The sequence below is a fragment of the Catenulispora sp. EB89 genome (assembly GCF_041261445.1).
Lineage (GTDB): Bacteria > Actinomycetota > Actinomycetes > Streptomycetales > Catenulisporaceae > Catenulispora.
Window position 1 is genome coordinate 723,570 of record NZ_JBGCCU010000001.1, and the last position, 25,777, is coordinate 749,346.

At 71.2% G+C, this 25,777-nt stretch carries 23 protein-coding genes; 13 read left to right on the forward strand and 10 right to left on the reverse strand.

Going from position 1 to position 25,777, the window contains the following annotated elements:
- Nucleotides 1-17 precede the first annotated feature (17 nt).
- Entirely contained in the window at nt 18-974 is a 957-nt protein-coding gene (locus tag ABH920_RS03370; RefSeq protein ID WP_370346601.1) for a serine/threonine-protein kinase, read from the reverse strand.
- 67 nt (nt 975-1,041) lie between these two features.
- Entirely contained in the window at nt 1,042-1,575 is a 534-nt protein-coding gene (locus ABH920_RS03375) for a GNAT family N-acetyltransferase (RefSeq protein ID WP_370346733.1), read from the reverse strand.
- A 148-nt stretch (nt 1,576-1,723) separates the two neighbouring features.
- Between ABH920_RS03375 and ABH920_RS03380 the strand changes: the two genes are divergently transcribed.
- Entirely contained in the window at nt 1,724-2,368 is a 645-nt protein-coding gene (locus ABH920_RS03380; protein ID WP_370346603.1) for an MBL fold metallo-hydrolase, read from the forward strand.
- Between the two features lie 98 nt (nt 2,369-2,466).
- Here ABH920_RS03380 and ABH920_RS03385 read toward each other — a convergent pair whose 3' ends face one another.
- Nucleotides 2,467-3,123: a TetR/AcrR family transcriptional regulator gene (locus tag ABH920_RS03385; protein ID WP_370346605.1), complete on the reverse strand. Its 657-nt coding sequence runs from the start codon at nt 3,121-3,123 to the stop codon at nt 2,467-2,469.
- Between the two features lie 140 nt (nt 3,124-3,263).
- Here ABH920_RS03385 and ABH920_RS03390 point away from each other — a divergent pair, with 140 nt between their 5' ends.
- Both ABH920_RS03390 and ABH920_RS03395 read left to right on the forward strand, forming a co-directional pair.
- Nucleotides 3,264-4,292, forward strand: a complete 1,029-nt coding sequence (locus ABH920_RS03390) for a medium chain dehydrogenase/reductase family protein (protein ID WP_370346607.1) — start codon at nt 3,264-3,266, stop codon at nt 4,290-4,292.
- A 43-nt stretch (nt 4,293-4,335) separates the two neighbouring features.
- Nucleotides 4,336-4,827 (forward strand): nuclear transport factor 2 family protein, encoded by a 492-nt coding sequence (locus ABH920_RS03395; RefSeq protein ID WP_370346609.1) that lies wholly within the window; start codon nt 4,336-4,338, stop codon nt 4,825-4,827.
- Between the two features lie 119 nt (nt 4,828-4,946).
- Here ABH920_RS03395 and ABH920_RS03400 read toward each other — a convergent pair whose 3' ends face one another.
- Nucleotides 4,947-5,855: a LysR family transcriptional regulator gene (locus tag ABH920_RS03400; protein WP_370346611.1), complete on the reverse strand. Its 909-nt coding sequence runs from the start codon at nt 5,853-5,855 to the stop codon at nt 4,947-4,949.
- 108 nt (nt 5,856-5,963) lie between these two features.
- Here ABH920_RS03400 and ABH920_RS03405 point away from each other — a divergent pair, with 108 nt between their 5' ends.
- The 7 genes from ABH920_RS03405 (at nt 5,964) to ABH920_RS03435 (ending at nt 16,397) form a co-directional block, all read left to right on the forward strand.
- Entirely contained in the window at nt 5,964-6,668 is a 705-nt protein-coding gene (locus tag ABH920_RS03405; protein ID WP_370346613.1) for a succinate dehydrogenase, read from the forward strand.
- A gap of 92 nt (nt 6,669-6,760) precedes the next feature.
- A complete protein-coding gene (locus ABH920_RS03410; protein ID WP_370346735.1) occupies nt 6,761-8,674 on the forward strand; it encodes a fumarate reductase/succinate dehydrogenase flavoprotein subunit in 1,914 nt (637 codons plus the stop codon).
- Nucleotides 8,671-9,420: a succinate dehydrogenase/fumarate reductase iron-sulfur subunit gene (locus ABH920_RS03415; RefSeq protein ID WP_370346615.1), complete on the forward strand. Its 750-nt coding sequence runs from the start codon at nt 8,671-8,673 to the stop codon at nt 9,418-9,420. The genes ABH920_RS03410 and ABH920_RS03415 overlap by 4 nt, the downstream gene beginning before the upstream one ends.
- A gap of 247 nt (nt 9,421-9,667) precedes the next feature.
- Complete coding sequence (locus tag ABH920_RS03420) at nt 9,668-10,624, forward strand: chitinase (RefSeq protein ID WP_370346617.1); 957 nt, start codon at nt 9,668-9,670, stop codon at nt 10,622-10,624.
- A 189-nt stretch (nt 10,625-10,813) separates the two neighbouring features.
- Nucleotides 10,814-12,118, forward strand: coding sequence for a sensor histidine kinase (locus ABH920_RS03425; protein WP_370346619.1), 1,305 nt, complete (start codon nt 10,814-10,816; stop codon nt 12,116-12,118).
- 62 nt (nt 12,119-12,180) lie between these two features.
- On the forward strand, nt 12,181-12,873 hold the full coding sequence (locus ABH920_RS03430; protein ID WP_370346621.1) for a response regulator: 693 nt from the start codon (nt 12,181-12,183) through the stop codon (nt 12,871-12,873).
- A gap of 98 nt (nt 12,874-12,971) precedes the next feature.
- Nucleotides 12,972-16,397: a DUF4132 domain-containing protein gene (locus ABH920_RS03435; RefSeq protein WP_370346623.1), complete on the forward strand. Its 3,426-nt coding sequence runs from the start codon at nt 12,972-12,974 to the stop codon at nt 16,395-16,397.
- Here ABH920_RS03435 and ABH920_RS03440 read toward each other — a convergent pair.
- From ABH920_RS03440 to ABH920_RS03450, 3 genes are all read right to left on the reverse strand, one after another.
- The gene (locus ABH920_RS03440; protein WP_370346625.1) at nt 16,375-16,638 is read right to left on the reverse strand and encodes a helix-turn-helix domain-containing protein; all 264 of its coding nucleotides are present in this window, start codon (nt 16,636-16,638) and stop codon (nt 16,375-16,377) included. The genes ABH920_RS03435 and ABH920_RS03440 overlap by 23 nt on opposite strands.
- A 210-nt stretch (nt 16,639-16,848) precedes the next feature.
- Nucleotides 16,849-16,974 (reverse strand): hypothetical protein, encoded by a 126-nt coding sequence (locus ABH920_RS03445; protein WP_370346627.1) that lies wholly within the window; start codon nt 16,972-16,974, stop codon nt 16,849-16,851.
- 15 nt (nt 16,975-16,989) lie between these two features.
- Nucleotides 16,990-17,583 carry a TetR/AcrR family transcriptional regulator gene (locus ABH920_RS03450; protein ID WP_370346629.1) on the reverse strand — a complete coding sequence of 198 codons (594 nt, stop codon included), beginning with the start codon at nt 17,581-17,583 and terminating at the stop codon, nt 16,990-16,992.
- 92 nt (nt 17,584-17,675) lie between these two features.
- Here ABH920_RS03450 and ABH920_RS03455 point away from each other — a divergent pair, with 92 nt between their 5' ends.
- A complete protein-coding gene (locus ABH920_RS03455) occupies nt 17,676-18,122 on the forward strand; it encodes an anthrone oxygenase family protein (protein ID WP_370346633.1) in 447 nt (148 codons plus the stop codon).
- 80 nt (nt 18,123-18,202) lie between these two features.
- On the opposite strand, the gene ABH920_RS03460 is transcribed toward ABH920_RS03455, so the two are convergent.
- The 3 genes from ABH920_RS03460 to ABH920_RS03470 form a co-directional block, all read right to left on the reverse strand.
- Complete coding sequence (locus ABH920_RS03460) at nt 18,203-18,628, reverse strand: FMN-binding protein (protein WP_370346635.1); 426 nt, start codon at nt 18,626-18,628, stop codon at nt 18,203-18,205.
- A gap of 65 nt (nt 18,629-18,693) precedes the next feature.
- Entirely contained in the window at nt 18,694-20,100 is a 1,407-nt protein-coding gene (locus ABH920_RS03465; protein WP_370346637.1) for a ferric reductase-like transmembrane domain-containing protein, read from the reverse strand.
- A gap of 166 nt (nt 20,101-20,266) precedes the next feature.
- A complete protein-coding gene (locus ABH920_RS03470) occupies nt 20,267-23,119 on the reverse strand; it encodes a BTAD domain-containing putative transcriptional regulator (RefSeq protein WP_370346639.1) in 2,853 nt (950 codons plus the stop codon).
- 238 nt (nt 23,120-23,357) lie between these two features.
- Here ABH920_RS03470 and ABH920_RS03475 point away from each other — a divergent pair, with 238 nt between their 5' ends.
- Both ABH920_RS03475 and ABH920_RS03480 read left to right on the forward strand, forming a co-directional pair.
- A complete protein-coding gene (locus ABH920_RS03475; protein WP_370346641.1) occupies nt 23,358-24,479 on the forward strand; it encodes a ThiF family adenylyltransferase in 1,122 nt (373 codons plus the stop codon).
- Nucleotides 24,476-25,750: a hypothetical protein gene (locus ABH920_RS03480; RefSeq protein WP_370346643.1), complete on the forward strand. Its 1,275-nt coding sequence runs from the start codon at nt 24,476-24,478 to the stop codon at nt 25,748-25,750. Before ABH920_RS03475 ends, ABH920_RS03480 begins: the two co-directional genes overlap by 4 nt.
- The last annotated feature ends 27 nt before the right edge of the window (nt 25,751-25,777 follow it).

Genomic DNA, 25,777 nt, shown 5'->3' on the forward strand with positions numbered 1-25,777 from the left:
GCTGCCGATGAAGCCGCTCAGGGCAGCCCCGGCATCGTGGCCGTGAACGTGCCCTGCGACCCGGTCTCCGGACTCTCGAAATCAAGAACCTGCGTAGCCAGCCGCCCCACAGCCTCAGCGATACTCGGCGGCAGCCACCCGCCCTGCTCGCCCGCCCCGAACGCCCCGACGGCCCGCAGGCGCTCGCCGACCTCCCCGAGCCCCGGCCGCCGAGCCGGATCCTTCGCCAGACACGCCAGGACCACCTCGCGGAACGCCTCCGGCAGTCCCGCCAGATCCGGTTCCTCGTGCAGCACCCGATACAGCAGCACCGGCGCTCCGACCTCCTCGCCGAACGGCGCGCGGCCGGTCGCGGCGAACGCCAGCACCGCGCCGAGGGCGAAGACGTCGCTCGCCGGTCCCGCCGGGCGTCCCGCCGCCTGCTCCGGGGACACGTATCCCGGCGACCCGATCAGCATCCCGGTGCGGGTCAGCGCGCTGGTCTCGCCGTCGAGCGCCCGCGCGATGCCGAAGTCGATCAGCCGCGGTCCGTCCAGCGCCAGCAGCACGTTCGGCGGCTTCACGTCGCGGTGGACCAGGCCCAGACCGTGCACCGTCGACAGCGCTTCGGCCAGGCCCGTGCCCAGCGCGCGGATCGTGACCCCGGGCAGCGGCCCGAAGGCGCGAACCGCGCTGCGCAGATCGGGCCCCGCGACGTAGCCCGTCGCGACCCACGGCACCGGCCCCTCGGTGTCGGCGTCGAGCACCGGCACCGATCCCCGCCCGCCGACCCGCCGCGCGGCCGCGACCTCCTGCCGGAACCGCCGCCGGAAGTCCTCATCGGCGGCGTACTCGCGGCGGACCAGCTTGACGGCGACCGTGCGCCCGCCGGCGGTACGCCCCAGAAAGACCTGGCCCATCCCCCCGCCGCCGAGCCGCGCCACCAAGCGGTAGGCGCCGACCCGCCGCGGATCCTGCGGTTCGAGTGCTTCCATCTGCCGGCCTCCCGCGTCGATGGCCGCCACGTTCGCACAACGGCGTTCCGACCACCGCGCAGGACCGCTAATCAGTCTGTGAAGCGCTGCTAACGGATCCAGGGCCCGCACCCGCGGTCAGGCTCTTCTCGAACCAGTGATCCGCATACCGGCTGTCGTTGTACGCCGCGATCTCGCGATAGCCGTACCGCGCGTACATCGCCCGCGCCTCCACCAAGTCGTGCCGCGTGTCCAGCCGGATGACGCTCGCACCCAGCTCCACCGCGGCCCCGTCGGCCGCACCGAGCAGCAGCCGCCCGCCCCCGGCCCGGCGGAACCGCGGCCGGACGTACATCCGGGTCAGCTCCGCCAGATCCGGCGCGAGCATCCGGATCCCGACGCACCCCGCCGGCTCGCCGTCGAGGCTCGCCACGAAGAACACCGCCAGATCGTCGTTGGGCTCGTCGAGCATCACGCCGTCCACCTCGCCGGGCAGGCTCGGCCGTCCCTGGTACCGGCTCACCAACTCGTCGTAGTACGCGTACAACAGCTCGGCCGCGTCGGGCTGCTCAACACCGGCGCGCCGCACCGTCCACACACCTGTCGTCGTCACGACGACCATCATCACGCCGCTGTCATCCGGTTAACGGCCCAGAGCTTGACGGCCCAGAGCTCAACGGCCCAGAGCGCCGACCGACCCCCGCAGATGCGCGGCCGCCATGCCTTCGGAGAGGATTTCCCTGTCCAACGAAAGCCACCAGGAGCTCACCATGCAGCTGACCAAACACGCCCACGCCTGCGTCTCGCTGGTCGGCGACCGGGGCCGCATCGTCATCGACCCGGGGGCGCTCACCCCCGACGCGGACGCCGCGGTGGCCGCCGCCGAGGCCGTCCTGATCACCCACGAGCACTTCGACCACTTCGACGAGGAGCTGATCGCCAAGGCCCTGGAAGCCCGTCCCGAACTGCGGGTCTACGGTCCGGAGAGCGTGGTCGGCCGCTGGACGCAGGCCCGGCGCGGCCAGGTCACCGCGGTCGTGGCCGGCGACGAGTTCACCGTCGGCGGCTTCCAGGTCGCGGTGTTCGGCGATCTGCACGCCCTGATCCACCGCGACATGCCGCGCGTGACGAACGTCGGCTACTTCCTCGACGGCCGCGTCTACCACCCCGGCGACGCCTACCACGTCCCGGACGCGTCGGTGGAGACGCTGCTGCTGCCGACCAGCGGGCCGTGGACCAAGGTCGGCGAGGCCGTGGACTACGTCCGCGAGGTCGCGCCGAAGCAGGCCTTCCAGATCCACGAACTGCTGCTCAGCGAGCTCGGGCAGCAGTACGCGGTCCGCATGCTCGGCCCGGGCGGACTGACCGAGGTCCCGCTGGCGATCATCCCGGTCGGCGACACCGTCACCGTGTGATGGAAGCGGAAACCGCGACTGCCGCAGCAACCGCGACCGCCGCAACAGCCGCAACAACCTCCATCACCACCTGATCGCGCCACGCTGTCGCAGGCACCTCAGTTGCCTGCGACGGCGTCCAACTCCGCCGCGAACACCTGCGCCGGGTCGAACCCCATCCCCGCGAAGTGCCCGGCCAACTCCAGCGACAGAACCCCGTGCAGCCGCGTCCACATGATGACGGCCCGGTGCAGCCGCGGCGGATCGGCGGAGTGCACCCCCGCCCACGCGCTGTGCTCGGCCAGATGCGCCTGCACCGGTGACGCCGGCATCGCGCCGAGGTCGTCGGCGCCGGCGGCCTCGAGCAGCTCCGCCATCACCTCGTTCGCGAGCCGTGTGGTGTCCTCGGGAGCCTCGTAGCCCGGCACCGGGGTCCCGTAAATCAGTAGATAGCGCTGAGGATCCTCCAGCGCCCACGCGCGCAGCGCCTGTCCCAGACCCCTGAGACCGGAGCCGGACGCGGCGGCCGCGTGGATCGCGTCGGCCATGCTCTGGTACGCGTCCCGGATGAGCGCCGTGATCAGCTCGTCGCGATTGGCGTAGTACCGGTACAGCGCCGGCCCGCTCATCCCCATCTGCTTGGCGATGGCGTTCAGCGACAGCGCGGAGGCGCCGGCGCTCGCGATCTGCTCCCACGCGTGCTGCTTGATCTCCTCCTGCACCTGCGCGCGATAGCGCTGGCGGGGTGTCTCGGTCTCTTTCTGAGCCGTCGCCACGATCTTCTCCCTTCGAGTCGGTCCGACGTCGGTGTTGCCTCGCTCTAGTTAGAGGCTATCACTGGCGCGATTGACACTCACGCGAAGAAGCTGTTATAACTTGTAACGAACGCAAGAGCTTCTAGAGAAGGGCCGAGGCCATGACCGATCAGACTCTCGTCCAGGTGGTTCTGCCGGGCATCGTGGAGCCGGAGGACCTGCGGGTCCGGCGGACGGCCCGGCCGGAGCCCGGCGCCGGCCAGATCACCATCGCCATGGAGGCGACCGGGGTCTCCTTCGCCGAGCAGCAGATGCGCCGCGGGCGCTACTACGACCAGCCGCCGTTCCCCTTCGTCCCCGGCTACGACGTGGTCGGCCGGGTCTACGCGGTCGGCGCCGGGGTGGACCCGGCGCTGCTCGGCCGGCGGGTCGCGGTGCTGACCAAGGTCGGCGGCTGGGCCAGCCACGTGCTGGCCGACGCCCGGGACGCGGTCGAGGTCCCCGAGGGCCTGACCGCCGAGCAGGCCGAGACCGTGGTGGTCAACGGCATCACCGCCTGGCAGATGCTGCACCGCAAGGCGCACGTGAAGGCCGGCCAGACCATCCTGGTGCACGGCGCCAGCGGCGGCGTCGGCCAGGTCCTGACCCAGCTCGCGCTGGCCGCCGGGGTCACGGTGATCGGCACCGCCTCGGTCCGGAACCACGACGCCCTGCGCGCCGCCGGGGCGCTGCCGGTCGACCGCACCGCGAACGTGCCCGAGAAGGTCCGCGAACTGGCTCCGGACGGCGTGGACGCCATCTTCGACCACGTCGGCCTGCGCAGCGTCGCCGAGTGCTGGCCGCTGCTCCGGCGCGGCGGCACGCTCGTCTCCTACGGCACCGCCGCGACCCGCGACGACACCGGCTCCAAGCAGCTGCCGGTGCTGAAGATCCTGGCCCGCACCACGCTGTGGACCCTGCTGCCCAACGGCCGCAGCGCCTCCTTCTTCAACATCTGGGCCGGCAAGAAGCTGAACCAGGACCGCTTCCGGGCCCGGCTGCGCGCCGACCTCACCGAGGTCTTCGGGGCGCTGCGGCGCGGCGACATCACCACCTCGGTCGCGGCCACGTTGCCGCTGGCGCAGGCCGGCGAGGCGCTGCGGCTGGCCGAGTCGGGGACGGTCTCCGGGAAGATCGTCCTGACCCCCTGAATCAAGCCCCTGATTTCCGAACCCGAAACCGAAAGGCAGCATCATGAACTTCCGCCTCAAGACCACCCTGATCGCCACCGCCGTCGTCACCGCTCTGGGCGCCACCGCCGCGATGGCCAGCGACAACGGAGACGCGCACCACTCCAAGATCGTCAACAGCTGGGCCGCCGCCTGGAACGGCTCGGACCCGAAGGCGCTCGGCGCGCTGTTCACCGCCGACGCCACCTACACCGACCACGCGATCGGCGTCACCATGACCGGCCAGCAGCAGATCTCCGGCTGGAAGGAGCGCACCGACGCGCTGATCGAGAACGTGCACGTCACCGTCAACCACGCCTACCGCTCCGGCAGCCACATCACGATCGAGGCGGTCTACGCCGGCCACATCAAGGGCGCGCCCAAGCCGTTCGCCGTCGACATGGCCACCCTGCTGGACGTCCAGGGCCACCGCCTCACCGCCGACCAGGACTTCTACAACCTGGGCTCGGTCCTGTCGCAGTCCGGCCTGCCGGCCGACTGGAAGCCGGGTTCCTGATCGCCGCGCCGCCGCGCCGCCGAGCACCACCCGGCATCCGGCGCCCGGCACCGAGCACCCAGCACCGACCACCGCACCAAGCACGCCGAAGCCCCCGGGCCCCGGCGTGCTTCGCGGCGTCAGCCCTCTGTGACTCTCGCCGAGGTGGTCAGCCCGAGCAACGTCCGCCGGAACTCCTGCGCCGCGTGCGGCAGCACCACATCCGTGCGGTGCGCCACCGCGATCGTCCGATGCAGCGCCGGCGGCGCGATCGGCGTCACCCGCAGATTCGGCTCCGCGTTCTGCGCCACCATGCTCGGCACGATCGCCACGCCGAGACCGGCCCGGGCGAACCCCAGCACCGCGTCCATCTCCCCGCCCTCGACCGCGAACACCGGCTCGAAGCCCTCCGCCCGGCACGCCGCCACGGTCAGGTCGCGCAGGTCGTAGCCGTGCCGGAACATGATCAGCTGCTCGTGTTCCAGGTCCGCGATCCGCACCTGCCGACCGTCGCCCGGCGGCGGCACGTTCGGGGCCGAGACCACGACCAGGTCTTCCCGCAGCAGTTCCTCCGTGGTCAGCGCCGGCGAGGGGGACGGCAGCGGCAGCACCACCAACGCCAGGTCCAGAGCGCCGCGCGCCAGGTCCCGGACCAGGTCGTGCGACCCGCTCTCCTGGACCAGCAGCTGGATCCCGGGATACCGCTGGTGGTAGGTCCGCAGGACGTCGGGAAGCAGTCCCGTGCACAGCGACGGCGTCGCCCCGAGCCGCACGTGCCCGCGCCGCAGCTCGGCCAGCTCCTGCACCTCCCGCCGCGCCGCGTCGGCGTCGGCCAGGATCCGGCGGGCCATCGGCAGCAGCGCCTCGCCGGCGTCGGTCAGCGTGATGTTCCCGCGAGCGCGCAGGAACAGGTCCGCGCCGAGTTCGTGTTCCAGGGCTCTGATCTGTTGTGACAGTGAGGGCTGCGTCACATGCAGGGCCTCGGCGGCGCGGGTGAAGTGCCGGGTCTCGGCGACCGTGACGAAGTAACGGAGCTGGTGGAACTGCATGGCGCGTGATCCTTTTCCGGGTCCCCCGCACCATCATAGGCTGTCTCTATCGTCACCAGCTGATCCATGTCTTGGACCAATCGACGACCAGCTCTTAGCGTCGGTCCCATGGTTACCGCAACGTGGACGGACCGGCGTCCGCCTTCCCTGCGCGCGGCTTGGGACAGCTCCGTCGGCAAGAAAGCCGTCATGGCGGTCAGCGGCCTGCTCATGGTGTTCTACCTGCTGGCCCACGCGTTCGGGAACCTCAAGGTCTTCTTCGGACCCGGGCAGTTCGACAGCTACGCGCACTGGCTGCGCACCATGGGCGAGCCGGTCATGCACTACAGCTGGACGCTGTGGGTCATCCGGGTCGTGATGGTGGTGGCCGTGGTCGCCCACGTCGTGTCCGCCTACCAGCTCAGCCGGCGCGACCTCAGGGCCCGGCCGGTGCGCTACGAGCACCGCAAGGCCGGCAGCAGCCACGCGACCCGCACCATGCGCTGGGGCGGGGTCATCCTGCTGCTGTTCCTGATCTGGCACATCCTCGACCTGACCACGGGCACCGTGCACTCGGGGTTCCAGCCGGGCCACCCTTACGCCAACGTCGTCTCGACCTTCGACAACTGGTACGGCGACGTCATCTACATCGTCGCGGTCTGCGCGCTCGGCCTGCACATCCAGCACGGCTTCTGGTCCGCCGCCCAGACGCTCGGCGTGGGCAGCGTGAAGCGCGACCGCCTGATCCGGACCACCGGCAACGTGGTCGCCGTGCTGCTCACGCTCGCCTTCGTGGCGGTGCCGGTGGGCGTGATGAGCGGAGTGGTGAAGTGACCGACCTCGATACCAGCACCGATACCAGTACCGATACCAACGCCGGCAGCGGGCCCGGTTTCGACCCGGCCTCCTACACCGTCGGCGACCCGATCGCCGACACCAAGGCCCCGGGCGGCCCGATCAACGAACGCTGGGACACCCATCGCTTCGAGTCGAAGCTGGTCAACCCGGCCAACCGCCGCAAGCGCACGGTCATCGTCGTCGGCACCGGCCTGGCCGGCGGCTCGGCCGGCGCGACGCTGGCCGAGGCCGGGTACCACGTCGTGCAGTTCTGCTTCCAGGACTCGCCGCGGCGTGCGCACTCCATCGCCGCGCAGGGCGGGATCAACGCCGCGAAGAACTACCGCAACGACGGCGACTCCGTGCACCGGCTGTTCTACGACACCGTCAAGGGCGGCGACTTCCGGTCCCGCGAGTCGAACGTGCACCGGCTGGCGCAGATCTCGGTGGAGATCATCGACCAGTGCGTCGCGCAGGGCGTGCCGTTCGCCCGCGAGTACGGCGGGCTGCTCGACACACGCTCGTTCGGCGGCGTGCAGGTCTCCCGGACCTTCTACGCACGCGGGCAGACCGGGCAGCAGTTGTTGCTCGGCGCGTACCAGGCGATGATGCGGCAGGTCGCCTCCGGCGGCATCGAGCTGCACGCGCGCACCGAGATGCTCGACCTGATCATCGTGGACGGCCGGGCCCGCGGCATCGTCGCCCGTGACCTGCTGACCGGCGAGATCGAGACGTACTTCGCCGACGCGGTGGTCCTGGCCTCGGGCGGCTACGGCAACGTCTACTACCTGTCGACCAACGCCATGAACTCCAACGCGACCGCCATCTGGCGCGCGCACCGCAAGGGCGCCTACTTCGGCAACCCGTGCTTCACGCAGATCCACCCGACCTGCATCCCGCGCACCGGCGACCACCAGTCGAAGCTGACGCTGATGTCCGAGTCGCTGCGCAACGACGGCCGGATCTGGGTGCCGAAGGCCAAGGGCGACGAGCGTTCGCCGGAGAAGATCCCCGAGGACGAGCGCGACTACTACCTGGAGCGCCAGTACCCCTCGTTCGGGAATCTGGTGCCGCGCGACATCGCCTCGCGCGCCGCGAAGAACGTCTGCGACGAGGGTCGCGGCGTGGGGCCCGGCGGGCAGGGCGTCTACCTGGACTTCGCGGACGCGATCAAGCGGCTCGGGCGCAAGGCGGTCGAGGAGAAGTACGGGAACCTCTTCGAGATGTACGAGCGGATCACCGACGAGGATCCGTACCGCGTCCCGATGCGCATCTACCCGGCCGTGCACTACACGATGGGCGGTTTGTGGGTCGACTACGACCTGCAGACCACGATCCCCGGCCTGTTCGCGATCGGCGAGGCCAACTTCTCCGACCACGGGGCCAACCGCCTCGGCGCGTCGGCGCTGATGCAGGGCCTGGCCGACGGCTACTTCGTGCTGCCCGCGACGATCAGCGACTACCTCGCCCGGAACGCCAACGAGCCGACCGTGACCGCCGACCACCCGGCCGCCGTCGAGGCGGTGCGCGAGACGCAGGAGCGGCTGGCCGCGATCCTGGCCGTCGACGGCGACCGGACCCCGGACTCCTTCCACCGCGAGCTCGGCGAGCTGATGTGGGAGCTGTGCGGGATGGCGCGCGACGAGGCCGGCCTGCGCAAGGCCCTGGACCGGATTCCCGCCATCCGCGAGGAGTTCTGGCGCCGGATCAAGGTGCCCGGGACCGGCGAGGAGTTCAACCAGTCGCTGGAGAAGGCCAACCGGCTCGTCGACTACTTCGAGCTCGCCGAGCTGATGTGTCTGGACGCGCTGCACCGCGGCGAGTCCTGCGGCGGCCACTTCCGCGTCGAGTCGCAGACCCCTGACGGCGAGGCCGCGCGCAAGGACGAGGAGTTCTCGTACGTGGCGGCCTGGGAGTACACGGGCCTGGGACAGGCGCCGGTGCTGCACAAGGAAGAGCTCGACTTCGAGTACGTCCACCCGGCACAACGGAGTTACGCATGAAGGTCACACTGCGCGTCTGGCGGCAGGAGAACGCGTCCCGGCCGGGCCGGATGCAGCCGTACGAGGTCGACGGCATCAGCCGCGACATGTCGTTCCTGGAGATGCTCGACGTCCTCAACGAGCGGCTGATCCTGGACGGCGAGGACCCGGTCGCCTTCGACCACGACTGCCGCGAGGGCATCTGCGGCGCGTGCTCGCTGATGATCGACGGCGAGGCGCACGGCCCGGAGAAGAAGACCACCACCTGCCAGCTGCACATGCGCAGCTTCCGCGACGGCGCCACCATCGACGTCGAACCGTGGCGTGCGGCGGCCTTCCCGGTGGTCAAGGACCTGGTCGTGGACCGCTCGGCGATGGACCGGGTGATCCAGGCCGGCGGCTACATCACCGCCCCGACCGGGGCGGCCCCCGAGGCGCACGCCACCCCGATCCCGAAGCCCGCGGCGGACCTGGCCTTCGAGAACGCCGAGTGCATCGGCTGCGGCGCCTGCGTCGCGGCCTGCCCGAACGGCTCCGCGAGCCTGTTCACCGCGGCGAAGGTGAACCATCTCAACACCCTGCCGCAGGGGGCGCCGGAGCGGGAGACCCGCGTCGTCGGGATGCTCGCGCAGATGGACGCCGAGGGGTTCGGCGGCTGCACGCTGACCGGGGAGTGCGCGACCGCGTGCCCGAAGGGGATTCCGCTGGCTTCGATCGCTGCGATGAACAAGGAGTGGCTGCGCGCGCAGCGGAAGGCTTCTCGGTAGGGGCTCAACGGCTGCGGGCGTAGCGGAGAGCCTTGCGGTGAGGGCTCAGCGCCCGCGACCGCAGCGGAAAGCCTCGCGGTAAGGGCTCAACAGCCGGGGTTCGCCATCCTCCCGAACCCCGGCGCGGCGTCCGCCTCTTGACGTGCTGCCCGGTGCTGCCTAATCTCCCGCATGGAGTAAGTAAAGTTTACTAACACTCCATCCGGCCGGAGCACAGGTACCACCCCCACACGCCTGGAGGATCCGCATGCCCAAAAACCTTCGCAGGACGCTGATATGTGGCACCGCGGCACTGCTGCCCGCCGCCGCGATCGGCTTCGCCGCGACCGCGAACGCGGCCCCCGCGGCCCACGCCGCCGGGGCCAGCTTCCCCGCGCACTACTCGGCGCCGTATCTGCAGATCTCCTCGTCGGACGCCGGCGACATGGCCAAGGACATGGCCGCCAGCGGCGACAAGTTCTACACGCTGGCGTTCCTCACGCCGAAGTCCGGCTGCACCCCGGAGTGGGAGGACGGCGGCGACTCGGTCGGCGCGTTCACCTCCCAGATCACGGCCCTGCAGAACGCCGGCGGCAACGTCATCATCTCCTTCGGCGGAGCCTCCGGCGGCGAACTCGCGGAGAAGTGCACCTCGGTCTCCAGCCTGGAAGCGGCGTACGCCAAGGTCGTGAGCACGTACCACGTCACGCGCCTCGACTTCGACATCGAGGGCAACGACCTGAACAACAAGACCGCCAACTCCCGCCGCGACCAGGCCCTCGCCGCACTCCAGAAGGCGAACCCGAGCGTGCAGGTCGACTACACCCTCCCCGTCGACCCCACCGGCCTGGAGTCCAACGCCACGACGCTGCTGAAGGACGCCAAGAGCAAGGGCGTCGCGGTGAAGGTCGTCAACATCATGACGATGGACTTCGGCGACGGCGAGAACGCCCTGAACGACGCGGAGTCCGCGGCCAAGGCCACCGCCCCGCAGCTCCAGTCGATCTTCGGCGGCTCCAGCGCCCAGTCCTGGGCCATGCTCGGCCTGACCCCCATCGCCGGCCACAACGACGACAACGAGAACTTCACCCAGTCCAACGCCTCCACCCTGGAGAGCTTCGCCGCCTCGCACGGCGTGCAGGAACTCGCGTTCTGGGAGGTCGACGGGTACGACAAGGGGACCGGGTACGCGTACTCGAAGATCTTCAACAAGATCACGGGTTAGAGCGACTGATCCTCGTGGCCCTCGTCCGGCCGGCTTGAAGAGCGCCGGCCGGGCGGGGACCGGTCGAGAAGGACCCACCGCCCCGTCAACCACAGACCGACGAACCCCTTACCTTCCACCCCACGACGTACCCCGCCCCTCCACCCTCAGCACGGTGACCCGCCCCCGCCCCGGCGCTACGCTGCGGCGATGCAGACAGCCGTGATCAGGCTCAAAGCCGCGGCGTGGTCCGCGGTCCGCCTGCTGCGTGCCCATCCCCAGGCTGTGGACGGCATCGTGGCGGCGGCGATGCTGGCCGTCAGCCTGCTCTGGCTCAGCCGCTACCCCTACGAGTCCGGCCATCGCTTCGTCTACAGCGAGCAGGACAGCCAGCGCACCCCCTTCCACCCCATCACCGCGCTCGGCTACGCCCTGACCGTCGGCTCCAGCGCCGCCCTCGCGTTCCGCCGCCGGCGCCCCACGCCGGTGCTGTGGGCGAGCTGCGCGATGGTCGTCCTCTACGCCGGCCTCGACTACCCGCCGACCACCATCGCGTGGGGGCCGCTCCTCGTCTTCTACACGCTCGCCACGCGCGAGCCGCCGCCGCGTGTCCTGCCGGGTGCGCTCATGGTGTTCGTGGTCTGGCTTCAGTACAGCCTGAAGCTGGTGGTGCTCGGAGTGCTGCTCGCGGTGCTGCAGACGGTGCTCGTCATCGGCGTCACCTGGGTCTTCGGCAACCAGACGCGGCGCCTCGCCGAGCGCAACGAGCGCCTGGCGCTGCTCACCGAGCAGGTGCGCAGGGATCAGGCGGCGCGCGCTCGGGAAGCCGTGGCGGGCGAGCGTGTCCGCATCGCGCGCGAGCTCCACGACGTCGTCGCGCACCACATGTCGGTGATATCCGTGCAGACCGGCCTGGCCCGCTATGTCCTGCACAGCGATCCCGCGACCGCTGGCCAGTCGCTGGGCACCATCGGCGACGCCACCCACGAAGCCATGCGCGAGATGCGCCGCATGCTCGCCGTCCTGCGCCCGGTCCCGGAGGACGGCGCTGCCGAAGCCGCCTACCGTCCCTCGGTCGAGCCGTCCCCCGGGCTGGCGCGGCTCCCGAAGCTGCTGGAGCGGGTGCGGGCGGCCGGGCTCGAGGTCGAGCTCACCGTCGCCGGCACGCCCTTCGCCCTGCACCCGGGCCATGACCTGTGCTGCTACCGCGTCGTCCAGGAGTCGCTGACCAACGTCATGAAGCACGCGCCCGGAGCCGGCGCGCTGGTGGAGCTCGTATATCAGGATCGTGACGTCATCGTCCGCATCGTCGACGACGGCGGGCGTGTACGCTCGCTCACTGAAGGTGGCGGCGTCGTCCCGACCTCCCTGGGACCCGCGGTGGCGGGCTCCGGGAACGGCCTGGTCGGCATGCGGGAACGAGCGCGGATCTACGGCGGGACGCTGCATGCGGGGCCGCGCGCGGCGGGCGGCTTCGAAGTGGTCCTGGTCCTTCCGGGCGAGCAGGGGACCTAGGCCCGGCGCCGCGCCGGCCGTAAGATCGCCGCCGGCGGATCGGTGGACCCGGGGGGTAGCGCGTGATCAAGGTGATAGTCGCGGACGACCAGATACTCGTCCGCGCGGGTCTGGCCGCCCTGCTGCGCGCGGCGCCCGGCCTGGACGTGGTCGGCGAGGCCGAGGACGGCGAGCAGGCGCTGGCCATCGCCGCCGAGCAGGAGGCCGACGTGGTCCTGATGGACGTCCGCATGCCCGGCATGGGCGGCATCGCGGCCACCGAGCAGCTGGTCGCGGCGCGTGAGGCGGACGGCCGCGAGACCCCCCGGGTCTTGATCCTGACCACCTTCGACCTCGACGACTACGTCTACGCCGCCCTCAAAGCAGGCGCCAGCGGCTTCGTCCTGAAGGACACGTCCCCCGAACGCCTCCTGGCCGCCATCACCGTGGTCGCCAACGGCGACATGTTGTTCTCCCCGCCGATCTCCCAGCGCCTGATCGAGGCCTACACGCTGCGCGGCGAGGCGCCCGGCGGCCCGCCGGCCGACCTGGCGGTGCTCACCGCCCGCGAGATCGAGGTGCTGCGGCTGGTCGGCAAGGGGATGACGAACCCTGAGATCGCCGAGCACCTGGTGGTCGGCGAGACCACGGTGAAGACGCACCTGAACCGCACGATGACCAAGCTCAGCCTGTCCACCCGCGCGCAGGCGGTCGTGGTCGCGTACGAGGCCGGGCTGGTGGTACCCGGCGACGGCGCGGGGTCGGCGGCGCGGTAGCCGGTACCGGGCAACAAGCGATCCTCCGACCGGGCATCACCGTGTCAGGCCCCTTCGCTACAGTCCCGGGCACCAGCACCCACCCCCGGGAGTGATCGATGAGTGGCGCCACCACCACGACCGAAGCGTCCACCACGACCGACGCGTCGCCGAGGGACGAAGACACCAACGCGATCCCCGAGGCGATGCGCCGCCTGGTGATTCCCCGCCGTGGCGTCGCTGTGAGCAAGGACCCCACCGCCGCCACGAACGCCGGCCCGGAAGCCGCCGCGTACTACGCCGCATGGCTGGAAGAGAACAGCGCCGCCGTCGCCGTGGTCCTCGACAACCGGCCGACCGACCCCGATCTCACCAGGAAGTACCGCGCCTCCAACGGCGACCTGGCCACCGCGACCCCGCTCGCGGCAGGCATTGCGGCGGCCATCATGATCTCCCCGGACACCCCGGACTACGCCGACCCGGACGGCATCATCGACGCCTGGATCGCCGTACGCGGCCATGCTTTCGCCGCCGCGGCCGCCGTCGAACTGTTCGGCGTGAAGGCCGCGGGCGACTATCACCAGGGGTCGCGGACGTCGGCGTGGCTCTACCGGAAGCACGCCGCGTACGAGGACATGGCCGAATCGGCCAAGTACTTCGACCTCGCCATCCACCTGCGGCGACGGCTGGCGTCGGCGGGAGAGGAGGACTACGCGCAGGCCGCTGAAACCCTTGCCGGACAACGAATCGCGCTCGCGAACCCGACGACCACCGGCAGAGCCTGGTCCCGCATCCTCACGTCCTTCCTGATGCCGGAGCACGTCGACTGGGTCGAGGACGACTTCGCGCTCCTGGAGCGGGCCCACCTCGGCCTGTGGCTGGCGGTCAGCTCGATCACGACCGAGCGCCAAGTAGCCGCCTTCCCGGCGCGGAGCGTCAGCGCGTGGGCCCTCAACCAGGAGCCCGCCGTCCTGTGGACCGCCCTCGACACCCTCGGCGCGGATCTTCTCCCGATCCTCGTCGCGTGGCGCGAGAGCAACCCGGACACCCTCCAGCGGCTGCTCTTCGTCATCGCCTGCACGGCATCGACCGACGCCTTCCACCACCTCCTCGACAACGTCGACAAGAAGTACTACACGGACGCGATCCGGACCGCCGCCGAGAACTTCCCCCGGCGTGCTCTGCGCGTGCTCGCCGAAGCCGCACTCCGCGACACGCCGCGCGGTCTGGCCGCCGCCAACCTGCTGCGCCTGCACGTCCTCGCCAACAACGAGCTCGCCGAGGCCGAGCTGCCGACCCTCCCTCCGGCCGCACGCGAACTCGTCGAGAAGCTGCGCGCCGCCAACGTCCGCGTCCCGGAAGCCGACCCGGCCACGCTGCCGACGCTCCTCGTCAGCCCGCCGTGGCTGACCGACGCCAAGCCGGCCAAGCCCGTCGTCATCACCGGCCTGGTCGCGCCGAGCGAGTCGGCCCTGGTCTGGCAGGACGGGGAGCGCGAACGCCGAGCGCCCCAGCCGATCGTGACCAACCCGCACTGGACGCTCGGAAGCTGGGAGGACATCGCCGCCCGCATCAGCGCCACCAAATCAGCGGGCTGGTACGCCAACAGCCACTTCGCGGTCGAAGCCCCCGAGGACCTGGTGCGCTCGGTCCTCCCGGTCTGGGAGCCCGACTCGTGGCAGGCCGAGACCTGGATCCCGCGGCTCGTCGACCGCTTCGGCGCCGACGCCCTGCCGCCGATCCTGCACCTGGCGCGCAGCGAACCGGCGTCGGGGATCTTCTATCTCGCGCCGTTCGCGGCGTCCGAGGCCGCGCTGCTCGCCTGCGACTGGCTCAGCCGGCTCAAGACCGCCCGGCCGTTCGCGCTGGAGTGGCTGACGCGGCACCCGGCCGTCGCGGCCAGAACCCTGATACCGGTAGCTGTCGGCAAGGCCGGCAAGGCGCGCAACGCCGCCGAGCTGGCCATCCGCACGTTGGCCGCTCGCGGGTTCACCGCCGAGATCACCGAGGCCGCCGCGGCTTACGGCGACGCCGTGGCGCAGGCGGTGGCCGCGATCGTCGCCGACGACGGCACCCTCACCCTGCCCAAGGTGATGCCGGTCGTTCCGGACTGGGCCCATCCGCGATCGCTGCCGCAGATTCTCCTCAAGGGACGACAGGCCGCGCTCCCCGAGCTGTCGGTGCACTACCTGCTGCTCATGTTCGCGGTGTCGAAGCCTTCCGAGCCCTACGCCGGCCTGGAAACGGCGAGGGAGATCTGCGACCCGGCATCGTTGGCCGCCTTCGTGGCGGCGCTGTTCGAGAACTGGCGCGGCGTCGACTATCCGGCCAAGGAGAGCTGGGCTTTCGACGCTTCGCGCTGGTTCGGCGGCGACGACGTCGTGCGGCGCCTGTCCCCGATGATCCGGACGTGGCCTGGCGAGAACGGGCACCAGCGGGCCGTCGCCGGGCTCGACGTCCTGGCCGACATCGGCGGTGACACGGCCCTGATGCACCTCTACGACATCTCGCAGAAGGTCAAGTTCAAGGCGCTCAAGGAGCGCGCCGCGCAGCGCGTCACGGAGATCGCCGACGAGCTCGGGCTCACGCCGGACCAGCTGGGCGACCGTCTCGTCCCGGACCTCGGGCTGGCGCCGTCCGGGACGCTGTCCCTGGACTACGGGCCGCGGCACTTCACCGTCGGGTTCGACGAGCAGCTCAAGCCGTTCGTCGCGGACCAGGGCGGCAAGCGTCTCAAGGCCCTGCCGAAGCCCGGGGCGAAGGACGACGCCGAGCTCGCCCCGGCTGCCTACCAGCGTTTCTCGGCGCTGAAGAAGGACGCGCGGACGCTCGCCACGAGCCAGATCGCGCGCTTCGAGCTCGCCATGGTGGCGCAGCGGCGCTGGACGTCGCAGGAGTTCCGTGAGTACTTCGTCGCGCATCCGCTGCTGCGCCACATCGTCCGGCGCCTGGTGTGGGCCACCTTCAGCGAAGACGGTGTCGAGAGCACGTTCCGCGTCGCGGAGGACCTGACGTTCGCCGATGTCGCAGATGACGAATACCTCGTCGCGGACGACGCGGCGATCGGCATCGCGCATCCCCTGCACCTCGGGGCGGGCGTGAAGGCGTGGTCCGACGTGTTCGCCGACTACGAGATCCTGCAGCCCTTCGAGCAGCTGGGACGGACCGTGTACGCACTCACCGACGCGGAGAAGGCGTCGGGCACGCTCACCCGGTTCGACGGGATGGCGACGCCGGTCGGCAAGGTGCTGGGCCTGGAGCGACGGGGGTGGCGGCGGGGCGCGCCGCAGGACGCCGGGATCCAGGGCTGGATCTCGCGTCCGCTCCCCGACGGCGGCTCGCTCACCGTGGACCTGGACCCCGGCATGACCATCGGCTACGTCAGCGAGTGGGGCGAGGTGCAGCGGTTCCGCGCGGTCTTCCTCAGCCGCCACGAAGACGGCGAGGACTACTACTCGGGGCGGAGCTACCCGGCGTTCGGCCGCCTCGACGCGCTCACGGCCTCCGAACTGCTGCGGGACCTCACCGAGGCGATGACTCAATGAGCTGATACGGCGAAGCCGCCTCCCACATCCGCACCATCGCGGCCTCGTCGCCGCCGCACGCATGCACCACCGCGACCACGGCGTCGCGCGGGATCGGCGACTGCCCGGTGAAATACCGGTGCAGCGCCGACCTGCTGTACGGAACGGCCGACTGGAGCTGGGCGAAGCTCATGCCCGCGCGCACCTTCAGTCGTTCCAGTTCCGACAGCATCCGCTCCTGAGCCCCCGTACTTGCCGTCATGGCAACCCCCGTCTGCTTCTCGGATGAGGCGACGGTATTGCGGGACGACGTGCCGATTCATCCTCCTGGCGACCGATCGGCCGTCAACTTGTGCGGTATCCGTCGGCGGGTTGGGCATCCCAGGTATGACGGGGCGTGCCAGGTGTGACGGCGCGTGCCGGGGACGGCCCGCGAGCCAGATCGGCGTCCTGGGCCGTCTCGCTCCGCCGGTCAGGCGATGTGGTTCGTGATCCTCGGCTCCAGCAACATGCCCGGCAAGAACGCGCTGGCGGTCACGGTGTTCACCCGGAGCCAGGCCGCTTCTTCGGGCCGGGGCAGCGGCACGGCGATGTGCACCGCCCGGATCGTGTGTCAGAGCACGGCGAGCCGGTCCACCAACAGCTCCAGCCGCACTTCGGTGAGCTCCGGCGGCAGCCGTCCGGCTCGGGTCAGGGTGGCCAGCCCGTGGAGTGCCGCCCAGAACAGCTCGGTGAACACTCCTGGATGGACGCCGTCGCCGGCGACCTCTCCAAGGGTCTCCAGCAACGCGGCGAAGGCGTCCTTCAGCGGTGCGGGGGTGTCCTCCTGCGCGAACGCCAGGCCGCCGTCGAGGTTGAACAAGGCGTCGTAGACCGCCGGGTTGTGCTCGGCGTAGTCGAGCCAGGTGCGGGCCAGGGCGGTGACGCGGGCGCGGGCGTCCGCTGGGGAGGCCGCAACGGCCGCAGCGGTCGCCGCCCGGAGTGCCGCGGCCAGCTCGGCGGCGCCTTCGAGGGCGACGGCGCCGATGATCTCGCGTTTGCCGCGGAAGTGGCTGTAGAGGACGGGCTGGCTGTACTCGATGCTCTCGGCGAGCCGGCGGGTGGTGACCGCGTCCCAGCCCTGGTCCTCGGCGAGTTCGCGGGCCGTCGCCACGATCAGGCGCTCGCGCTGCGCCCGTTCCCGGTGCTTGCGTTCCTGTACCGACATGGCTCGATTCTAGCACTGCTAGACAATCGAGCGACAGCAGTGCTAGCGTCGCAACATCAGCTAGCAACGCTAGAAATTCAGGAGGGGACACCATGATCAGCACACTCGAGGTATTCACCACCGTGGCCGTCGGCGTGATGGTGGGGGTGGAGTTCGCCGTCGCCTTCGTCCTCAACCGGATCCTCGACGCGCTCCCCGACGACAGCGACCAACTCGGCCGCGCGCACGGCGGCCGCATGCTCGGCGCCGTGATGCCGTTCTGGTACATCGGCTCGGTCGTCCTCGTCGCGATCTGGGCCGCCGCCCGCTGGCACCACCACGGCACCGGCCTCGTCGTCGCCGGCGGCGCGCTGCTGATCGTGAGCGTGATCATGTCGCTCCTGCTGCTCGTCCCGATCAACAACCAGAACAAGACCTGGACCCCGGAGAACCGGCCGGCGGACTGGAAGGCGCAGATGAACCGCTGGGACCGCTTCCACTACGTCCGCGTCGCCGACATCATCGCCGCCTTCGCCCTGCTGGTCGCCGCGCTCGTCTGACGGATGGCACCCGCGTATCCGCAAGCAGGTCCGCATCAGCCATCTGATGCGGACCCCGATCGTGTGTGCCAGCGGACAGGTCAGCTCTTGGCAGCGTCGATCGCCGCCTGCAACGACGCCATATACGCCTTCGACGTATACGTAGCCCCGCTCACCCCATCAACATGCGCCGACTGCGTCGCGACCGCCTCGCGCCCCAGAATCCCCGCCGCGATCACCGAGCGCGCCCAAGAATCGTCGTTGTCGTGCGGAAGGTTGGTCGCGGCCACGAACACGATCCGCCCGTTCGCCACAGTGATCCGCACCTGCACGATCCCGTGCGTGATCGCGATCGGCGGCCCGGTCACGGTCACGACCGCGCTCGACCCCACCTCGTACGTGCTCTTCGTGGCCGGCGGCTCCTTCGGCGCGAGGCCGTGCGCCGAGGTCTTGGCGGCGAGCAGGCCGCCCATCGCTCCGACCGTGCCGATGACGGAAAACAGAGTTCTGATGTGAGGAATACGCATTGGCGTCCCCTGATTCGACTGAATCGACGAAGGTGCCCCGGGAGAGGGCCCGAGCGAAGCTGAACTCAGAAGTCGAAGATCTCGGTGTGGATCCGCCCCCGGCGCACCCCGGCCCGCCGCAGGTTCCGCACCGCGGCGGAAGCCATGCCGACCGACCCGCAGATGAACACCTCCCGGTCCTCCAGGTCCGGGATCAGGTCCAGCAGTCGTTCGACGGACAGCGGATCGTTCCGGCGGCTGCCGATGGCCGGGATGTAGATGATCCGCCCGGCCGCGTTGAGGGCTTCGAGCTCGCGGGTCAGGATCAGGTCCCCGACCGTCGAGGCCCGCTGGATGAAGACGATGTCGTGCCGGCGGCCGTGCATGGTCTCGACGATCGCGCGCAGCGGCGTCACCCCGATCCCGCCGCCGATCATCACCACGCCGTGCTGACGGCGCAGCACCCCGGTGAAGGCGCCGTACGGCCCGTCCAGGAACACCCGGACGCCCGGCCGCAGCCGCCGCTTCAGCCGCCGGGTGTACCCGCCGACGCACTTGAACGTCAGCCGCAGCGTGTCGGCGTGCGGCGCCGCCGACAGCGAGAACGGATGCGCCTGGTACCACAGGCTCCGGCTCATGAACCGCCACCGGAAGTACTGCCCGGCCTCGGCCCCGAGGTCGGCGACCCGGCGTCCCGTGATGTACACGCTCATCGCGTCGGGCCCGACCTCCTCCACCCGCGTCACCCGGAACCGGTGGTGCCGGTTGTTCAGGAGCGGGATCACGATGCGGTTGCACACGATCGCCGCCGCGACGATCGCGTGCAGTCCCACCCAGACGTCCGCCGCCCACGGGTTCCGCGTGAACTGCGCGCCGAGGCTGATCTGGTGCCAGAACGCGGCCGCCGCGGCCGGGTACATCAGCAGGTGGATCGAGTGCCAGCCCTCGTAACCCAGCCGCCGCCGGATGCTCCGGGCCGAGGTGAAGCCCGCCAGCAGCATCACCAGGAACCCGATGGTCGCGGCGAGGACCCCCGGATAGGTTCGCAGGATGCTGACCAGGACGGTCGACGGCGGCGCGTGCACGCTGACCGAGTACGCCGCGATCACGAACCCCGCGTGCGCAGACAACAGCAACACCAGATAGCCGCCCAGGCTGCGGTGCGCGGACGCGAGCCACGAACCCAGCCGGTGCTCCAGCCACGGCACCCGGGCCATCAGCGCGATCTCGACCAGCAGCAGATACGCGCCGACCAGCCCGGTGATCTGCGCCAGCATGACGAGGTAGTCCGCCTCCGACTGGAGCCGGTCGGTCGGCGTCTGCCGCCACCACAGCGCCAACAGGCCCGCGACCCCCGCCGCGAGCACGCCCAACAGCACGGCCGACAGCGGCCGGCGCGGAAGAAGGGGCAGGCTGTGACGCCAGTCCCGACGGGGTACGACCCAGTCCGGGTCGGACGGCACCTCCACCCCCGCTGACCAACCCTGGACCACGTGAATGCTCCTCACTTCGGGGCACTCAGAATCCACCTCGGCGGCCGTTCGCCGGACACGTTTGTTCTAGCTTTTCTCAACCCTTTTCTGAAGCTTTACGGTAATCGCCGACGCCCCGGGCCTGGCCTGCGAAGTCCTCGCTGACCAGTCAGTTCCCGGCCGCCGGTCAGTTCCCGGCTTCGCCGGCCAGCGAGTCCGCCTCCTGGGACGCGGCCCGAGCCTCGCCGTCGGCGCCGTGCCGAGCGGCGATCGCGGCCAGACCGCGCAGGCTCTCGACGAGTCCGTGCCGGTCCGCGGTCTCCCGCCGCACCTCCACGCCCTCGCGCGCGTACATCAGGGCTCGATCGGTCCGGCCCGCCTTGTCGTGCGCCTCGGCCAGGTTCTCCAGCACCGAGCCGAACCCGGCGTCGCGGTTGCCGGCCGCCCGGTGGATGGCCTCGGCGGCCTCGCCCTCGGCGATCGAGGCGTCGAACTGGTCGAGCAGCAGGTGCAGATAGCCGAGATTGATGTGGATCCGCGCGCGGTTGATGTCTCCCTCGGTCAGCTCCAGGCCTCGGCGCAGGTAGCCGATCGCGGCCTCGGGATCGCCGTTCTGCATCGCCACGATGCCCAGGTTGTTCAACGCCTTCGCGGCGCCCGCGAACTGCCCGGCGGCCTCCCGGATCGCGACGCACACCTCCAGATGCCCGACCGCCTCGGCTTCGCGGCTGGCCGAGGACAACGCGGTCGCCAGGTTGTTGCGCACCGCCGCCTCGGCGTCGTCGCGGCGTCCGGCCACCTTGGCGAGCGCGATCTCGTTGGCCTGGACCCACGCCTCGTGCAGCCGCAGGTGGCGGAACAGGCCCCACATCGCGGTCGGCAGCTGCCACACCGGCCCGGTCAGGTCATGCTCGGCCGCCAGCCGCTGGACGTCCAGCAGGTTCACGATCTCGGTCTCGCCCCACTCGACCGCCTCCGACGCGCTCTCCGGGGCGAAGACCCCGGTGACGCCGGGCAGCGGTTCGTCGATCGCGAAGACGTGGTCCGGGGCCAGGAAGCGTTCCGAGGCGGTCATGCTGTGCACGGCCCAGCCGGCCAGCCGGGCCACCGCCGTGTGCGCGGATTCCGCGTCCTCCTCCTGTGCGGCACGTTCGGCCGCGAACTCGCGGAGCAGGTCGTGCAGCCCGTAGCGGCCGGCGCGCGGCGAGCGGAGCATGTGGACGTCGACAAGGTGCTCCAGGACGCGCTCGGCGTCGGCCAATGGGAGGCCGAGTAGCGAGGCCGCGGCAGGCAGTCCGAGGTCGCCGCCGGGCCACAGGCCGAGCAGGCGGAACGCCCGCGCCGCGCCTTCCGGGGCGCCCTCGGCCGCGGCCAGACCGGTGTAGCCGATCTCGAAGCTGGCCCGGACGTCCTGGCCGCCGTAGCTGAGCTCGTCGAGCCGGTGGCGCGCGGCCGTCAGACGCTCGGCGAGGTCGGCGACACGCCAGGCCGGCCGGGACGCCAGCCGGCCGCCCGCCACGCGGATCGCCAGCGGCAGGTCCGCGCACGCCGTGACGACGGCCTCGGCGGCGTCCGGCTCGGCCGCGATCCGCCGCGCGCCGACGATCTTCGCCAGCAGCTCCCGCGATTCGGCGCGGACCAGGCCGTCCAGGCCCAGCCGGACCGCCCCGGGCAGGCCGATCAGCCGGTTCCGGGCGGTCACCAGCGCGGCGCCGGCCGCGGTGCCCGGCAGCAGCGGCGCGAGCTGGTCGGCGTCGCGGGCGTCGTCGAGCACGATCAGGACCCTGCGTTCGGCGAGCAACGTGCGGAAGAGCGCGGCGCGGTCGGCGGTGCCGCCGGGAACCGCGTCCGCGGCCATGCCGAGCTGGCGCAGGAAGGAGCCCAGGACCTCGCCCGGATCCGCCGGGACGGCGCCGGTGCCGCGCAGGTCGGCGTAGAGCTGGCCGTCGGGGAAGCGGGGGCGGGCCCGGTGCGCGGCGCGCAGGGCCAGTGCGGTCTTGCCGACGCCGCCCATGCCGTCGATCGCGGCGATCGGTGCGGGGCGGACGTCGGGGTCGTCGGGGTAGTCGGTGGCTTCGATGGCTCCGGCGGCTCCGACAGTTTCAGCCGGGACATCGCCGACCGGATCGCCGATCAGCTCCGCGACCAGCAGCTGCACGGCCTCGTCCCGGCCCGTGAAATCGGCCGTGTCCCGAGGCAGCGCCTGCGGTCGCGGCCACAGCGCGAACACATCGACCCGAGCGCCCGGCTCGGCCCCGGCCCCGTCGGCATCCAGAATCGTCTGATGCAGGGCCCTGATCTCGGGCCCGGGCTCGACCCCCAAGTCGGACGACAACGCGGCGGACAACCCCCGAAACACCTCCAGCGCCTCGGTACGCCGCCCCGCCGCGCTCAGCGCCGCCATCAACAGCGCGTGCGCCGTCTCCCGATGCGGGTACTCGGTCGCCAGCTCTCGCAGTGCCGAGGCCGCCTCCGCACTGCGGCCCAGCGCCAGATCGGCGCGCGCACCGAGCTCGACGATCTCGGCCCGCGCCTGCGTCCAGCCCGCCGACTCGTCCCGCAGCAGCCGCTCCGACGCCACGTCGGCCAGCGGCGTCCCGCGCCACAGCGCCAGCGCCGCGGCGGCCTTGTGCGCTACCGTCGGCCAGTCGGCCAGCCGCGCGGCGGCCCGGGCACTGTGACAGAGCTCTGTGAAGATCGCCGAGTCCAGCTCGGTGTTCGGGTCGAGCCGGACGCGGTATCCGGGGGCGGCGGTCTGGATCCGGTCGGCGGCCGCTCCCAGGCAGCGCCGCAGCCGCAGGACGTGGCTGCGCAACGTGATCACCGCGCCGTCCGGCGGCTTGGAGTCCCACAGTGTGTCGATGAGTTCGTCGGCGCTGATCGCGCGGTTCGGGCGGCACAGCAACGCGGCCAACAGGACCCGGGTCTTGGCCGCCGGGATCGTGATCGGCTCCGCGTCGATCCGGACGTCCAGCGGCCCCAGAAGCCCGAACCAGACCGGTGGGTGGGGGTCCTCGCTCGTCGGTGCTTGTGCCGTCACTGGTGAAGACCCCCCCAGGTGAGCGCGTTCAACGCAGATGCAACGCAGGGGTTCGATGCTAACGCCACTACCGCCGCGAAGGGGGGTGTTCCCGTATGAAGAAGATCAAGGTCCGCAAGCTCGACAAGGTCGAGGCGACAGTCCACCCGATCACGTACCCGCCGCTGGGCTGATCCGTCGGGCGGGGTCTCGAGCCCGACGAGGCCCCGCCCCCCACCGTCGTGCGAAAGGAGCCGACGTGCTGCGTCCCCGTCTCAAAGCCGGCCACAAGCCGCAGGTCCGCGCCAACGGCACGGTCTGGTTCGGCCCCTGGGTCCACGGCATGGCCACCGAGCTGGAGGACGAGAGCGGCGTGCTGCAGGCGCTGTGCGAGCGCCTCGACGGCAGCCGGACCCGCGCCGAGCTCCTGGCCGAGGTGGCCGCGCTGTTCCCGGATGAGGCCGACGCGTCCGAGGTCGGGGAGGTGCTGGACTTCCTGATCGGCTCCGGCTGGGTGCAGGACGCGGCCGCGCCGCCGCCGCCCGAGCTGACCGCGCGCGACCTGGAGCGGCACCGCCGCACCATCGAGTACTTCGACACCGTCGACCTGCGTCCGGACACCGACGGCCACCGGCTGCTGGCCCGGCTCAAGGCGAGCCGGGTGACGGTGCTGGGCGTCGGCGGCGTGGGTTCCGCGGTCGCGGCGAGCCTGGCCGCCTCCGGCGTCGGGCACGTGCACTGCGTGGACCACGACGTCGTGGAGCTGTCGAATCTCAGCCGGCAGCTGCTGTTCACCGAGGCCGACCTCGGCCGGAGCAAGGTCGCCGCGACGGTGCGCCGGCTGCGCGAGCTGAACAGCGACATCGTGGTCAGCGGCGAGGAGCGGCGGCTGGACAGCGCCGATTCGGTCGCCGCGGCGGTGGCCGGCTCCGACGCCTTCGTGCTGTGCGCCGACCATCCGCCGGGCCTGATCCGGCGCTGGGCGAACGAGGCCGCGTTCGGCCTGCGGATGCCGTGGCTCAACGCCGCCTACATCGGCCCGGAGACCTCGCTGGTCGCGTTCGTCCCCGGTCGCACGATCTGCATGGACTGCCTGTCGGCGACGTTCACCGACCAGGTGGCCGCGCAGGGCCTGCCGTCGCAGCCGCCGGACGGGACCGACGACTTCCACCCGGTGATAGCGGCCTCGGCGGCCATCGCCGGCCACCACGTCGCGCTGGAGACCATCCATCTGCTGCTCGGCATGCGGGTCCAGACGGCGGGACGGTCGCTTCAGCGTTACCTGATCGACTACGACCAGCAGCACTACATGGAGGGTGCGGCGCGTCCGGACTGCGCGGTCGGCTGCGGGGCGCTGATGGCCGAGGCGGTTCTGGCATGACCGCGGGGCCGGACTCGGTGGTCACGTTTCACGAGTTGGTGACGCGTCGCGAGGACGGCGAGTGGATCGTCGGCCGCGCCGCCACCGGCGAGTTCGTGGAGCTGCCGGAGGAAGCCAAGACGATCATCGACCTGCTGGCCGAGGGCCGGACCGTGGCCGAGGCCAAGCGCGAGGCCGATCGGCGGCACGAGGACGACCTCGACGTCGTCGATTTCGTCGCGGACCTGGTGGAGCTCGGGTTCGTGGCGGCGGTGGGAGGCCGAGACCGGGACCGTCACGGGGGCGGTCCCGGCCCGGCGACCGCACCGCGGCAGGCAAGCCTGGCGTGGCTGCGTCCGGGGCATGTTCGCTGGGTGTTCACACCCCGGGTCGGGCTCGCGGTCACCGCCTTCATCATCGCAGGGCTCGTACAGGGTGTCAGGCATGAGGTACTACCGACGTACCACTCGTTCTTCGCCCTCTCGCACCCCGGGCTCAATGCCCTGATCGCCGTGGTGCTGGTGTGGAGCAACGTGGCCCTGCACGAGTTCTGGCACCTGGCCGCGGCCCGCGCCGCCGGCGTCGACGCCCGGATCGGCTTCGGGACCCGGCTGACGTTCCTGGTGGCCCAGACCAGCGCGCCCGGCCTGTGGGCGGCCGAACGGCGGGCCCGGATGCGTTTCCACCTCGCCGGTATGGCCTCGGACCTGACGGTCGTGGCGGGCTGCCTGCTCGTCGCGTCCTCGACCGCCGCGAGCAGCCTGCCGCACCGGCTGGCCGAACTGCTCACGCTGTCGGTCCTGTTCTCGTTCCTCGCGCAGTTCGCCATCTACATGCGGACCGACGTCTACCTGGTGGTCCAGGAGCTGACGCGCTGCAAGAACCTCTATGGCGACGCCATGGCGCGCATCCGTTGGTACGTCACGAGAATCCGCGCCCGCCGTGGCGGCGACCAGTCGGCCGGGGCCGGGTTGGGGGTCGGGGTCGGGGTCGGGGTCGGACCGGATCCGGTGCTCGCCATACCGCGGCGCGAGCAGCGCACGGTGCGCGTCTACACGGTCGCCGTCGTCATCGGCACGGTGCTGACGCTGGCCCAGTTCGCGGTGCTCCAGCTGCCGATCGTCGCCATGACCGTCTACCGCAGCGCGAAGGAGCTCGCCGCCAGCCTGTCCGCGGGTTCGCTTCCGCAGGCGGCCGACGGCACGCTGGTGTTCGCCGTAGTGGTCGGTGCTCAAGTGCTGTTCGTCAGGACTCTGGTTCACCAACGCAGGCTCGGGGCGCAGGCGGGCTGATCACGCCCCCGGTTGCGCCCCGCACGC